This window comes from Priestia sp. TSO9 (genome assembly GCF_021029645.1).
GTDB classification, from domain to species: domain Bacteria; phylum Bacillota; class Bacilli; order Bacillales; family Bacillaceae_H; genus Priestia; species Priestia megaterium_E.
In genome coordinates this window covers 470234-483211 of the sequence record NZ_JAJEKD010000013.1, presented here as the reverse complement: position 1 = coordinate 483211, position 12978 = coordinate 470234, and the positions used below count along the sequence as shown (strand labels likewise).

General features: G+C 37.7%; 15 protein-coding genes. 3 read left to right on the top strand and 12 right to left on the bottom strand.

The window, feature by feature from the left end; all coding sequences use genetic code 11:
- Positions 1–8: 8 nt before the first annotated feature.
- The 8 genes from LJC66_RS10675 to LJC66_RS10640 all read right to left on the bottom strand — a co-directional run bounded on the left by LJC66_RS10675 (position 9) and on the right by LJC66_RS10640 (position 7742).
- Positions 9–161: a Fur-regulated basic protein FbpA gene (locus tag LJC66_RS10675; RefSeq protein WP_195694232.1), complete on the bottom strand. Its 153-nt coding sequence runs from the start codon at positions 159–161 to the stop codon at positions 9–11.
- Positions 162–507: 346 nt separating this feature from the next.
- Positions 508–672, bottom strand: a complete 165-nt coding sequence (locus LJC66_RS10670) for a YezD family protein (protein ID WP_013056824.1) — start codon at positions 670–672, stop codon at positions 508–510.
- A 372-nt stretch (positions 673–1044) separates the two neighbouring features.
- Positions 1045–2424, bottom strand: coding sequence for a sensor histidine kinase (locus LJC66_RS10665; protein ID WP_230932516.1), 1380 nt, complete (start codon positions 2422–2424; stop codon positions 1045–1047).
- A 1-nt stretch (position 2425) separates the two neighbouring features.
- On the bottom strand, positions 2426–3100 hold the full coding sequence (locus tag LJC66_RS10660; protein WP_195694236.1) for a response regulator transcription factor: 675 nt from the start codon (positions 3098–3100) through the stop codon (positions 2426–2428).
- A gap of 141 nt (positions 3101–3241) precedes the next feature.
- On the bottom strand, positions 3242–4132 hold the full coding sequence (gene galU, locus LJC66_RS10655) for a UTP--glucose-1-phosphate uridylyltransferase GalU (protein ID WP_050689945.1): 891 nt from the start codon (positions 4130–4132) through the stop codon (positions 3242–3244).
- Complete coding sequence (locus LJC66_RS10650; RefSeq protein ID WP_230932515.1) at positions 4129–4533, bottom strand: GtrA family protein; 405 nt, start codon at positions 4531–4533, stop codon at positions 4129–4131. The genes galU and LJC66_RS10650 overlap by 4 nt, the downstream gene beginning before the upstream one ends.
- Positions 4526–5491, bottom strand: a complete 966-nt coding sequence (locus LJC66_RS10645; RefSeq protein ID WP_230932514.1) for a glycosyltransferase family 2 protein — start codon at positions 5489–5491, stop codon at positions 4526–4528. The genes LJC66_RS10650 and LJC66_RS10645 overlap by 8 nt, the downstream gene beginning before the upstream one ends.
- A gap of 13 nt (positions 5492–5504) precedes the next feature.
- On the bottom strand, positions 5505–7742 hold the full coding sequence (locus tag LJC66_RS10640; protein WP_230932513.1) for an ArnT family glycosyltransferase: 2238 nt from the start codon (positions 7740–7742) through the stop codon (positions 5505–5507).
- A gap of 240 nt (positions 7743–7982) precedes the next feature.
- Here LJC66_RS10640 and LJC66_RS10635 point away from each other — a divergent pair, with 240 nt between their 5' ends.
- Together LJC66_RS10635 and LJC66_RS10630 are read left to right on the top strand one after the other, a co-directional pair.
- Positions 7983–8555, top strand: a complete 573-nt coding sequence (locus tag LJC66_RS10635; RefSeq protein ID WP_230932512.1) for a GNAT family N-acetyltransferase — start codon at positions 7983–7985, stop codon at positions 8553–8555.
- A gap of 68 nt (positions 8556–8623) precedes the next feature.
- Entirely contained in the window at positions 8624–9100 is a 477-nt protein-coding gene (locus tag LJC66_RS10630) for a hypothetical protein (RefSeq protein WP_230932511.1), read from the top strand.
- Positions 9101–9220: 120 nt separating this feature from the next.
- On the opposite strand, the gene LJC66_RS10625 is transcribed toward LJC66_RS10630, so the two are convergent.
- From LJC66_RS10625 to LJC66_RS10615, 3 genes are all read right to left on the bottom strand, one after another.
- Complete coding sequence (locus tag LJC66_RS10625) at positions 9221–10093, bottom strand: STAS domain-containing protein (protein ID WP_195694246.1); 873 nt, start codon at positions 10091–10093, stop codon at positions 9221–9223.
- 263 nt (positions 10094–10356) lie between these two features.
- A complete protein-coding gene (locus tag LJC66_RS10620; protein WP_230932510.1) occupies positions 10357–11049 on the bottom strand; it encodes an LrgB family protein in 693 nt (230 codons plus the stop codon).
- The gene (locus LJC66_RS10615; RefSeq protein WP_043982144.1) at positions 11019–11423 is read right to left on the bottom strand and encodes a CidA/LrgA family protein; all 405 of its coding nucleotides are present in this window, start codon (positions 11421–11423) and stop codon (positions 11019–11021) included. Before LJC66_RS10615 ends, LJC66_RS10620 begins: the two co-directional genes overlap by 31 nt.
- Before the next feature lie 191 nt (positions 11424–11614).
- On the opposite strand from LJC66_RS10615, the gene LJC66_RS10610 reads away from it, so the two are divergent.
- Positions 11615–12046 (top strand): MarR family winged helix-turn-helix transcriptional regulator, encoded by a 432-nt coding sequence (locus LJC66_RS10610; protein ID WP_195694250.1) that lies wholly within the window; start codon positions 11615–11617, stop codon positions 12044–12046.
- A gap of 408 nt (positions 12047–12454) precedes the next feature.
- On the opposite strand, the gene LJC66_RS10605 is transcribed toward LJC66_RS10610, so the two are convergent.
- Complete coding sequence (locus LJC66_RS10605; RefSeq protein ID WP_195697059.1) at positions 12455–12967, bottom strand: GNAT family N-acetyltransferase; 513 nt, start codon at positions 12965–12967, stop codon at positions 12455–12457.
- Positions 12968–12978 lie beyond the last annotated feature (11 nt).

Here is a 12978-nt window from a genome sequence, read left to right as displayed (position 1 = left end):
TCTATGCCTTACCTACTGCGTGCCTGATACTCTTTTTCTAAGTCAGAAAGTGTGAGTTCAAAAAGATGATGGTTTTCTTTTTTGTAAATCCCTTTTTTCAATAACTCTTCAATGAGGTATTGTTTTCTTTGCCGCACCGCTGCTCGTAATAAATTTTCCATCTTTATTCCTCCTATTACATTAATTTAAGAATAAAAAAAGACTCCTAACACAGGTCAGAAGCCTTCGGTAATCCGATCAGCACAGGGATAAAACTGCCAGATCTTTATCATTTTAAAAAGTGTAAAGCTGCTGCTTCAGCAGCTTTACACTTTTCATCGTCATACTCATACAACCTATAACACAATTTAAATTCAAAAAATTCTAAATCTTCGACCGGAAAGAAAGTCAATTTTTCTTCGAATACGCACGTTTTCTATATTTAGTACAGTACTTGCTTGCCCCGCCGTCAAGCGTTCGCTATCTAGGCTGGCCCTTCAGTTTCTCTAAATACGTATTCAAATAGACTTATTTGTGGCTTGCTACTTTACTTTTAGCTAAAAAGCGGTTTTTTTCCGTGCTGTCCACTTGAGTAATTTGTCCGTCGTGAAGAGTAATTAGTACAGATCCATAGTTGATTTCAGTTAGTAATTTAACAATATAGTCTAATTTTTCTTGTGTAATTGAAGCCATTTTATCATTCTCCTATTCATAGATAAATTTATATTTTAGTTGCAGTTGAATAAACAAAGCGAACAACATCTATAAGTACTTGTATAATGTGCAGAAGATAAATACATGGTAATCCTCCCCATATGTTCAGTTGAAGATTGAGATTTTAATGACCACAACCAATGTACAGAAAAGGCCCACACTAGTAGCGAACAAGTATGAGCCTTCGGTTGACCGATCAGCTTCTTTAGCATCCCAATTTTTTCAAAAGATTTATACTATCTATATTATTTACACTTTACCTATATGTCAAGTAGGGATTAAAAAAATAAATAGATATTATTAAATTTTTTTATATCTTCGACCTAATAAAAAAGACTCATCTGCATGAAGTTACACAGACGAGTCTTTTTCAGTTCTATTTTTTTGGATAGGCAGGGTTACCGTAAAGATGCTTCCTTGTTCTTTTTTGCTTTCAACATGTATTGCGCCCTCATGCAGCCGAACAATTTTTTTTGTGATGGCTAGACCGAGGCCGCTTCCTTTTAACGTTCTCGATTTATCTACTTTATAAAAGCTTTCAAAAATATATTTTTGATCTTCTTGGGCAATACCAATTCCATTGTCCTTTATTTTCACGTCTATTTCTTCGTTTTTTAGAGAAATGGATATTTTCACAAATCCATGTTCAGGCGTATATTTAATAGCATTTGTTATTAAGTTTAGCCACACTTGCTCTAACAAATCTTTATCTGCTTCCATTTGAACATTGGATAAATCAAGGTCAATTTCTATGTTCTTTTTTGTCCACTGAGGTTCTAAAGCCATGACCACATGCCTGATTTGTTCATCTAACCGGTATGGCTGTAGCATTAGCGTTTGATGTTCAGAGTCTAGAGAAGCAAGTTTTAGCAAATTGGAACTCAGCTGAGAAAGTCTTGTACTTTCTTTTTCAATAATCGTTAAATATTGTATCTTTTTATCTTCACTGACGATATCATCTTTAAGTGCCGCTGAAAAACCGCGAATAGAGGTCAGCGGTGATTGAATCTCATGCGAAACGCTAGCAATGAACTCTTGCCTCATCGTTTCTATTTTGTTTAATTCTTTAGTCATTTGATTGAAATTTTTAGTTAACAGACCGATTTCATCATTCGCTGCGTGCTCGACTTGCACATTGTATTCACCTTGTCCAACAACTTTCATCGCTGTACTGAGACGCTTAATCGGTTTAATAATAATCATTGAAACATATGCAAATAATACAATACCCACTAATAAAATCGTAATAAGCTGGATATTTTGCACATCTTGAATAACTGAAAATTGCCGCTGAGGATGAGACTGAATAAATAGAGCATACGACCGTCCATTTTCTTTAAAAGGAAGACCCACTACGTTTGGCTGTGGACGATCATCTTTTTCCTCGTTTAAATTAGAATAACGCTTCCCGTCTAATACTTGATCTACTTCTTTCGGTGTAATTGGAATAGGCGGTCCTGGCTGTCCTAATACTTTTTCTTCATGCTGATCATCAATAATAATAAACGAAAAATGAATGAATGATGAATTAGATAAAAACCTTGCAGCTTTGTCGGAGTCTTCTGCTCCGTACAAATCGATAAAATCTTCGCCCATCTTCACCATATCCTGACCTAATCGCATTTCGAGCTTCTGCTTGCTAAGAAATGTCGTAACGACAACGGTAATCACAACGCTCAATAAAATTGTAATGATGAACGACAGAACCAGCTTTACATAAATTGATTTCACGTTAACACCCTTCTGCTCTATAGCCTAATCCGCGAATTGTTTTGATTTCCATACCGACGTTTTTCATATGATTAAGCCTCTCTCGCAGACGTTTTATGTGAACGTCTACCGTGCGCTCATCGCCTTCATAATCATATCCCCAAATTAATTGAATAAGCTGATCACGAGTAAAAATCTTTCCTGGAGAACTAACGAGCGTGAACAGTAGTTCAAACTCTTTTAACGGCAGCTGTTCGCTTGTTTCTCCTGCACTCATCTCTAATTTGGTACGGTCTAGTTTTATATTCCCCATATAGATTACATTGTTAGCTTCTACTCGGTACCTGCGTAAAAGAGCCTTTACACGAGCAACCATTTCCTGAGGATCAAAAGGCTTCACGACATAGTCGTCTGTTCCGATATCAAATCCTTTTAGCTTATCATGTGATTCGCCTCTAGCTGTTACCATTAAAACCGGTATATCAAAATACTCCTTAATTTCCTTTGTTAGTTCCCATCCGTCTTTAAATGGCATCATGATATCAACGACTGCTAGATCAATTCGAAACTCTTCCATTTTCGTCCATGCTTCTTCACCATCTGATGCTTTTATAATTTTAAATCCTTGATTTTCTAAATATAATGATATCAGCTCTCGAATATGTTGATCATCATCTGCAACTAATATTTGAATCATACATGTCTCTCCCTATTCCTAAGTTTGTCCAGCTTTTACGCACAGTAAGCTCTCTGTTTATACCAAACAGAGAGCCGCATAAGATCATACAATGATTTTATACTTCAGATATGAACTGAATATGAACAAACTGATTAACTCTTAGTAACTGAAGTTGTTTGCTCGTTCTTTTTCTACAATTCCCTCCAAATACGATAAAAACGTGTGACGTAAATCTCTGCGCTTTAACGCAACTTCTACCATCGCTTTCATATAGCCTACCTTATCTCCAATATCAAAGCGCTGCCCTTCCAGTTCAAGAGCAAACAATCGCTCTTTTTCACATACCACACGCAGTGCATCTGTTAATTGTAATTCATTTCCTACCCCTCTTTCAATCGTTTTTAGATAAGAAAAAATAGAAGGATTTAAAATGTAGCGGCCCATAACGGCAATAGTTGACGGAGCTTGTTCTATCGATGGTTTTTCAATCAAGTCATTCACTTCATGAAGGCTGCCAGATTTATTTTTCGGCTGAATGATTCCGTATTTTGATACCTCTTCAACATCCACTTTTTGAACTCCGATAACTGATTGATTAGTCGTTTCATACGCTTGGATCATCTGTTTGAGCGCAGGTTCTTCAGAAGTCATAATATCGTCTCCAAGAAGAACAGCAAACGGCTCATCTCCAATAAACTGTTCGGCACAAAGAATAGCATGACCGAGTCCTAACGGCTCTTTTTGACGAATATAGTGAATGCTGGCCATTGATGAGATCGTTTGTACTTCCTTTAACATGTCAAACTTGTGTTTTTCTTCAAGCATTTGCTCTAACTCAATTGATTTATCAAAATGGTCTTCAATTGATTTTTTGTTTCGTCCTGTAATAAAAATAATACTTTCAATGCCTGATTTCACAGCTTCTTCTACAATATATTGTACAGCAGGCTTATCGACAATTGGCAGCATTTCTTTCGGCTGCGCTTTTGTCGCTGGCAAAAATCGAGTTCCTAAACCGCCTACTGGAATAACTGCTTTTTTTATCGTCATATATGAATCCCTCTTTCTTTTTTAGTAGTAAATACAAATAATTTAGTACCAATAAAGTTGATACCGACACTTGCGATTGCAATTAAAAGTTTACTGATTAGCAGCGATATACCCCATTTATTATATAGAACAGTCAACAGAAATGATGTTAGGGATAAAGTGATCAAATTTACGATCACGAATGAAATCACTTCACGCTTACTGCTTTTTTCTTTTCTCTCAAACGTCCATTTGCGATTCATGACATAACTGTTTAAGATGCCCGCACTGTATGAAATCCACTGCGCTAGTATGTAGTTAACACCGATTGTTGTTAAAAGTGCGTATACTACAAAATCAATCAGTGTATTTACAACTCCTACTAACGCAAATTTAATAAAAGATACCCATTTGTTAGTCACGAAGTGATACTTCCTTGCGTGGTTCAAGCTGATACTTTTCACGGACGATATAGAGTGGACGATTTTTTGTTTCATCGTAAATGCGGCCAATATATTCTCCAATCATACCAAGAATAATTAAAATGATGCCGCTAAAGAATAGCTGAATGACAATTAATGACGACCACCCGGTGATGGTGCTGTCTGTAAATAACTTCAAATACAGCACTACTAAAAGATAAATAAAGCCGATACCAGATAGAGTTACACCAGCATAGCTAGCTAGCTTTAATGGCTTATATGAAAAAGATGTAATACCATCCATTGAAAGCTTCAGCATCTTATTCAAAGGATATTTCGACTCCCCGGCCAAACGCTCGTCTCGCTCATATTCTACTGCTGTTTGCTTAAAGCCAACCCAGCTTACTAATCCGCGAACAAAGCGATTTTTTTCTTGAATGCTATTCATTTGATTGCACACTTTACGATCTAGCAAACGGAAATCCCCTGTGTCAAGTGGAATATCAATATCGGTCATCGCGCGTAAGAAGCGATAAAACATAGCAGCCGTTTGTTTTTTAAAATATGTTTCTCCTTTTCGCTTTGTACGCTTAGCGTATACAACGTCAAACCCTTGCTTCCATTTTTCAATCATCTCTAAAATCAATTCGGGCGGATCTTGCAAATCAGCATCAATCACAACGACCGCCTCTCCTCTTGCATAATCCATACCGGCTGTAATAGCAATTTGATGACCAAAGTTACGGGCAAAATCTAATAAAACAACCGCTGGGTCTTGCTCACTGTACTCTTTAATGATTTCTACTGTTCGATCTCTACTGCCGTCGTTCACGAAAAGAAGCTCGTAAGCTTCTTTCGTTGAACGCATCACTTCTGTGAGACGGCGGTAGGTTTCATGAATCACTTCTTCTTCGTTGTAGACAGGAACAACAATAGAATATTTAACAATTGAACTCATGTTCATGCCCTCCTTATTTAAGCGTTATTTCGTATAATGTTCCGTTTCCAGATGGCCCTTGCTGAGCACTTGATGAAGTAGACTGCCATTTGGAAGAAGGAATCTCCTTACTATTTTCTTTAATCCACGTGATAACGTCAGATTGACCTCCCTTGCCCATTCCAGACAAGTAGAAATATTTCACTTCACCTTTTTTAATTATGGCTTTTAATTTACTTACCGTTAAAATTGGATCTGAACCGCTAAATCCACCCATTGCCATTACTGGCTTGCCCGTTTTGATAATGTAAGGCGCAGCTGAAGTTGAATCCGTTGTGGCAAATAAATATTTTTCACCTGTATTATTTTTTGTTAAATAGTTTAGTAGCTTTTGGTTTACTTCTGCGTTCATCCCTCCACTTTTTCGTTTTGAAGATGATGATTTGCTTGAAGAGCTATTTGGCATTTGACTATTATTAGATGAACCGCCTGGCATTTGCATTTGACCATTATTGGACGAACCGCCCGGCATTTGACCGCCGTTCGATGAACCGCTTGGCGGCTGCATTTGATTGTTCGATGATGAATTGCCGCTAGAGCTTCCTGGAGGCTGCATGCCGTTAAAGCCAGACTGTTTGCTATTTGTAGCTGTGCTTGGAGGTCCTCCCATACCGCTTGAAGAATCAGGACCTGCTGATGGAAGCATGCTATTTCCACCATAAATAATTGGTGTCATCGCCCAGTACGCCGGCATCGCAAGTAAGACAACCATCGCTGCGGCTCCTAGGTAGTTCGTCAACGAATTTTTACGCTGTTTACGAACAGCTAAAACAAGAGCTAAAATGACGCCCAGTGCTCCTACACCTGCAATTGGCGCTACGCCGATTGAGCTGACATAAGGAGACATAATATATACTTGAAGTGCTGCTGTTGTTAAAACACCACCTGGCAGCAGACATGATTTCCAACCATTATGCTGTTTGTACATGCTCCATAAAGCTACTGCTCCCGCTCCGGCAAATGCAGCGATTGGAGGTGCCAGCATAATTAAATAATACTGATGGAAAAATCCTGCGATACTAAAGAAGACAGCTACTGGTAGCAGCCACGCTAACCAAAATAAACTTTCTTTTTGTTTTGTCGTGTAAGGGCCTTTAAATTTTACTCCGGCAAATAAACCCACGATTGAAAAGATTACAAATGGTAATAACCAGCTGATTTGATCTGATAACCCTTTTTGAAATAGTCGGAATGGACCAGGATTCCCCGTGTTGAACATTCCGTTTTGATTCCCTCCACCTGGAGCCTGCATCTTTTGAGAAGAGCTGCTCTTTCTTTGATTTGAGCTTTGTGAAGAATCAGCACTTGAATTACTAGTTTGTTTTGTTTCACTGCTTGCTGTTTGCTGCTCAGTTTGAGCAGGCTGTTTATGACTGCTTCCCGTCACGCTTGTATTTCCAGTTAAACGATTAATACCGTTATATCCGAAAGCAAGCTCTAGAACTGAATTTGTTTGACTGCTTCCCATATAAGGTCGCTTATCAGCAGAAGTTGAATCCACTACAACTGCCCATGAGACAGAAACGGCGAGCATTAGTGCAGTCGCTGTTGTTAAAAAAGCAATTTTCTTTTTCCAAGTGATTTTGGTTGCCACTACATAGAAAACATAAAATGCTGGTAAAACCATGTATGCTTGAAGCATTTTCATATTAAATGCAACACCAATCATCGCAAAAGCTGCTAACACCCAGCCAAATTTAGCCGTACGCACAGCACGAAATAACATCCACGTTGCTACTAGTAATGTAAATACAAGCATACTATCGATATTATTTGTTCGGCTTACCGCAGGTACAATTGGCGTAAGAGCCATGGCAAGAGCAGCAAATCTCCCAGCCCATACGCCAAACGTACGTTTTACGAGTACGTATAGTAAAAGGACTGAACCGATGCCTGCTAATGCTTGCGGTAGAATGACGCTCCATCCGTGAAATCCAAATATTTTGGCACTAATTGTCTGAATCCAAAATACAACCGGCGGCTTATCAATCGTTACATAGCCTCCTGGATCAAAAGATGCATAAAAGAAATTATGAAAACTTTGAAGCATACTTTTGACAGCTGCCGTGTAATAAGCGTTGGCGTATTCATCTGTCCAAATTTTAAATAAGTTCAAAAACGCTGCAATTAAAACAATGGGAACTAAAAATAAGTCTATTCTTTTTTTATTTGAAGTTCGTTCTTCTTTCACTTCACTGTTCATGTGTTTCATTTCACTCCTTCGTAATTTCTGACTTTAGTCTAACAAGCATATGTGAACTGATTATGAACAGGAAAAATAATTTTTTATTTTTTAAAAACCGATTTGACCTCTTACGCTCACCAATGAAATATTTTACAATTAAAGAATCAAGCACATGAAATAGAAAGCATATTCTTGGAATGCTGCCGCTTCTATGAAACATTATTATCAACACTTCATCCACTTCTTGCTGAGAAAGGAGACAACTTTATGATTCAAGTAAAAGATATATACGGAAATTTACCCACACTAGAAACAGAAAGACTCCGCTTGCGGAAAGTTACCAAAAAAGATGTGCGTGACATGTTTGAATATGCCTCCAATGAAAAGGTAAGCAGATATGTAAATTGGGAAAAGCACCGAAAGCTTCAAGATACAAAAGAGTTTGTTTCCTTCGTTTTAAAGCAGTACAGCAACCAATCCATTTCTCCTTGGGCTATGGAAATCAAAGCCTTAAAAAAATGTATTGGCACCATTGACTTTGTCACTTGGAACCCTACTCATCGCATTGCGGAAATTGGCTATGCGATTTCTGAAGAATATTGGAATAAGGGATTTGTAACGGAAGCAGCTGAAAAAGTAATTGCGTTTGGATTTGAAGAAATGGATTTAGTCCGCATTCAGGCGAGGTGCTTTGTTGAAAATGCTGCATCTGAGAAAGTAATGAAAAAAATCGGTATGTCTTATGAAGGAACAATTCGAAAAGCCATGTTTATTAAGGGAGCTCATCAAGACTTAAAGTTATATTCAATCTTGCGAGAAGAATATACATGCAACGCGTAGAAAATGTATAAAATACTTTCCATGACATAGGCTAACTTCAACACTAACTCTTCCTTTTGAGGTGAAAAATGTTGGAACAAGCAATTCAGCATTTAGACTTATCTGCACATGGTTTGTGGTTTCCGATTACCGTTAGTTTATGTTTATTTATTCTTGCCCTTGTTTTATTTAAACGACAGCTAACTTGGCGAGATTTTTATATCACGTTTTGCATAGTTGGATTTGTCGGATGGCTTTGTGATGTTATCATTACGCGTGTTTTTAACATGATTGATTTGGGAGATCCAAAAGTTACAGGACTTGGAGATATTCTAAGCTATACATTTATTCCACCTTCCCTTTCCATTTTATTTTTAACTTACCTAACAGCTAAAAATAAATGGGTTTTATCACTTCTCTTTTGCGCTGGTTCACTACTTATAGAATACGGAATGATTAAAAGTGGCTATATGCATTTAAACGGCTGGTTTTTTATCTATTCAATAGTGGTATACTTCCTCGTTTATGCTTTTGTTCTACCATGGCATATGGCATTTATTAAGTAAAAAAGCAGATGTTGATTAACATCCGCTTTTTTACTATGCGCTTACTTTCTATCTGCTGAAATCCATATTTCATACCGACGTTTAGAAGAAAGAATATCTCCATTGCATGTTCATAACCGGTCATTTTATGCGCCGTGATGACACATGCGCGCGGCTATGTTCTTCAGGACGTCTAAACCCAATTTTTAAAAGCGCTGCTTCTAAATTTGCTTCTGTTTTAATTTGATTAAAATCAATTCCCAGTTTCACTACCGTTTGGGCAATTTCCGGTCGTATCCCTGTTACAATAGCTTCCACTCCTACTAATTTGAGAGATCGATGAATTTTGAACAGATTGTCTGCTACCATTGTATCAATAATCACGACACCTGAAATATCCAAAATAAGATAGGATAATTGAAGGCTTGTCCCTTTTTTCAAGCAAGTTTCCATAATAACTTGCGAGCGATGAGTATCAATTTCTCCAATAATCGGCATAATAGCGATACCTTTTGTGACAGGTACGAGCGGAACTGACAGTTCTTCTAGTGACGTGTAAGCTAAATTCATCATATATCGATTATGCTCATCATAAATTTGACCAAAAACACATGTTACCGTATCTAAAAGCGGATCAATTCGTTCACTGACATGCAGCATGGTAATTGCAGCAAACTGATGCTCCTCTAGTTCTCGTGTAAATACATCCCAAATAACGCTGCGATAGATTGGTAAGGTACCCAGTGCTTTTTCTAAAGGAATATTTTTTTCTACCGCATATTTTCCCGTTTCTAGTGCCCATTCTTTAACAAGTTTAAGTACATCCTCTTGTTCTTCAAATAGCGCTCTTCCAAAGTACTCCATAATTGACACTCGCCACTTCAAAATTTTCTTTTCTTTTAATTCCTCTATACTTAGCGTATGTGTAGAATCTAAACGTTGGGCTAATTTTTCTGACAAGCTATATTTATGTTCAAGAATCTTTTTTCCTATATACACGAGTTCCTCTTTCATAAAATACGCTCAGCTCCTCTTTTCTGCTATTTTTACTGCGTATATAACCTTGACTAAGCCTACTTACCCAACCGACAATTGACTAGCCTTCCTAAAAATAACAAAAAAGCGGTTATTTTATGAATTTTCTTTCTTTTTATTATAGTACCAGAGTAAGAGCCGCACAACTGAAAGTTTGCTGCGAATAAAATTCGTAATTTGACATAGAAAACAATCCTGTTTGAACGCAAACAGGATTGTTTTCTGTATTTACTTATCTCACTTTACACTTGGAATAGCCAGACAACAATCGGCCCAAAAACCGAGCCCAGTACAGCGCTTAACGTCATTGATACTGAACTCATCGATACCGTTAGTTCACCGTATTCAAATGCTTTAGAAGTTCCTAGGGCATGAGAAGCGCTGCCTAGTGCAATTCCTTTTCCTAAAGAACTTTTAATACGAATCCACTTTAAAAGTAAAGGTCCAAGAATTACTCCCGAAAAGCCTGCAATCATAACAAATACCACAGTCATGGATGGAACCCCTCCTAGTCCTGTGGCAATTTGAATTGCAACGGGAGTGGTAATAGACTTAGGAACAATGGATAAAATCAGGCTTCGGTCAATGCCGAATACTTCAGCGAACACAAGTCCGCTAATCATGCCTGCAAATAATCCTACAAACACTCCTCCAATAATAGGAATGCTGTATTTTACTAGCATCTCACGCTGTTTATACAGTGGATACGCTAATGCAACAACCGCTGGCCCCAGAAGTGAATTAATCCATTTGCCTCCAATCATATACTCGTCATAGGAAATATGAAAAGCAAGCAAAAGAAGAATAACGAATACGGTTGTAGTTAAAACTGGAATAAGGATTGGGTAGGAGAACCGTACGTATAGTTTTGCCATGACTAGATACAGAGCAACTGTAGCTATAATTATAAAGAGCGCGATAAAGAATTCTTGCACTGTTGTTTCTCCTTTCGTTTGTTCGCTTTCTTTTCTAAAAGTTGACTGGCAGCCCCCGCGGCGGCCATCGTAATGATTGTACTAAGCACAATAATTAAAAACAAAATCGCTCCGCTGCTTGAAAGAAGCGAAGGATAATTCATCACTCCCGCCATAGCTGGTATAAATAATAAAGGTAAAAAAGATAACAAGAAGCTTGCTCCGTCTTCAATCACTTTGATGGGAACAACTTTGCAGGTTAAGCAAATGAGCATTAAAATTAAGCCTATAATACTACCTGGAATAGGCAGGTGAAGCATGTGGTGAACAGCTTCGCCAATCATAGAAAAAGCATAAAGAATCGCAATTTGTAAAATGATTCGTATCACTTTCATTATAGGTCGCTGTCCTATAGATAAAGAACAGCTGTCCTCCTCTCTTTATTTTGTCATGTTGTCTAACATTTAACTATATAAACATCCTTTACTTTACCTACTTTTACTTGTACTATACAACTATATATACATTTGTATTATACAAGTATATATTTCTTTGTCAATGAATGATTTTGTAAGGAGAGATTATAATGCAAGAAAAAAATTCAATTGAATTGATTGAATATGAACTTACTACCTTTATTAGACGAGCCGTCTATCTTGATAATTCTGAAAATAAAATAGGAAATCTAGAAAGATCAGCTTATTTATTATTGCGGCAATTAGATGAATTTGGACCAGCTCGTGTAAAAGAGCTGGCAGAAGCATTTAAACTCGACATTTCAACTCTGTCTAGACAAGCAGCTGCTTTAGAAAATAAAAAGCTTATTTCTCGCTCTTCTGATCCTTCGGATGGACGCGTCAGCCTATTTGACATCACACCAGGCGGAAAACAAATGCTGGAAACTGATAAACAAATGCGCCTTGAACGCTATCATAGTATGTTAAAGGAATGGTCAAATGAAGAAAAGGAGCTGTTTGGCAAACTATTAATGCGGATGAATGACGCATTTATCGATTAAATAGAAATTCATGAAAATTAGGCTGCTGCTACAAGGTGTTTGTCCCTGTCTCTTTTCTCTTTTTTGCATTTAATGTAAAGAGACTATTGAAAAGGATGTATGATTATGTCTGTTCCGAACAAACGGAAAGCCACGCCCTGCCTCTTTCCCGGCTATAAATGGTGTGGTCCCGGATGTCCGGTAAACGATGTAGACTGCTGCTGCAAATACCATGATTTATGCTATGAAGATTATGGATCATGCCGCTCATGTGATGAGCAATTTCTTGACTGTCTTTGCTCCAAAGCAAATCCGTACAGTTTAAAAGGAAGACAGGCATACGCCATGTATACCTATATGCGGCTGAAGTTAGCTTTAAAACAATATGACTAAGCATAAAAGAGGAGAATTGAAAAATTCACCTCTTTCTTATGCCATTTTATCCGTATGAATCCAAAAGCGTTGAACAACAGTTCCGTCCTCTTCTATATAATCCTCGTCTTGTATACCACCGTTTGCCAGAATAGTTCGACGAGAAGCCGTGTTCCAATCATCACACACAACTAATGCCCGTTGAACTCCCAGCTTTTTAATCTCTTGAAGAGATAACTTCAGTAGCAGCTTCGCATATCCTTTTTGTCTTTCGCTCGGCCGAATACCATAACCTATATGTCCTCCGCTGTTTCGCAGTATTTCACTTAGCTCATGGCGGATATTAACTACGCCTATTACTTCTTCGTGATGCATTAGCCAGTAGGTGGAATCGGGTACATATCCTTTTTTTAATCCGATCCCTTTTTCTGCATCTAACAACTCTTGAACCATTTTTTCAAAGTAAGCAGGTTCTTTATCAATTACCCACGGAATCATTTTTTCTCCACTTGCTTTCCATTCATGATAAAAGCTCATATAAGCCTTTTTATAAGCTGCATCTGGTTTCATTAAAACGGGGG

What these genes read in the sequence shown, in the direction of transcription:
- LJC66_RS10675 (WP_195694232.1), bottom strand. Translation starts at nt 161, where the DNA reads ATGGAAAATTTATTACGAGCAGCGGTGCGGCAAAGAAAACAATACCTC.
- LJC66_RS10670 (WP_013056824.1), bottom strand. Translation starts at nt 672, where the DNA reads ATGGCTTCAATTACACAAGAAAAATTAGACTATATTGTTAAATTACTA.
- LJC66_RS10660 (WP_195694236.1), bottom strand. Translation starts at nt 3,100, where the DNA reads ATGATTCAAATATTAGTTGCAGATGATGATCAACATATTCGAGAGCTG.
- galU (WP_050689945.1), bottom strand. Translation starts at nt 4,132, where the DNA reads ATGACGATAAAAAAAGCAGTTATTCCAGTAGGCGGTTTAGGAACTCGA.
- LJC66_RS10645 (WP_230932514.1), bottom strand. Translation starts at nt 5,491, where the DNA reads ATGAGTTCAATTGTTAAATATTCTATTGTTGTTCCTGTCTACAACGAA.
- LJC66_RS10640 (WP_230932513.1), bottom strand. Translation starts at nt 7,742, where the DNA reads ATGAAACACATGAACAGTGAAGTGAAAGAAGAACGAACTTCAAATAAA.
- LJC66_RS10635 (WP_230932512.1), top strand. Translation starts at nt 7,983, where the DNA reads ATGATTCAAGTAAAAGATATATACGGAAATTTACCCACACTAGAAACA.
- LJC66_RS10630 (WP_230932511.1), top strand. Translation starts at nt 8,624, where the DNA reads ATGTTGGAACAAGCAATTCAGCATTTAGACTTATCTGCACATGGTTTG.
- LJC66_RS10625 (WP_195694246.1), bottom strand. Translation starts at nt 10,093, where the DNA reads ATGAAAGAGGAACTCGTGTATATAGGAAAAAAGATTCTTGAACATAAA.
- LJC66_RS10615 (WP_043982144.1), bottom strand. Translation starts at nt 11,423, where the DNA reads ATGAAAGTGATACGAATCATTTTACAAATTGCGATTCTTTATGCTTTT.
- LJC66_RS10610 (WP_195694250.1), top strand. Translation starts at nt 11,615, where the DNA reads ATGCAAGAAAAAAATTCAATTGAATTGATTGAATATGAACTTACTACC.
- LJC66_RS10605 (WP_195697059.1), bottom strand. Translation starts at nt 12,967, where the DNA reads ATGAAACCAGATGCAGCTTATAAAAAGGCTTATATGAGCTTTTATCAT.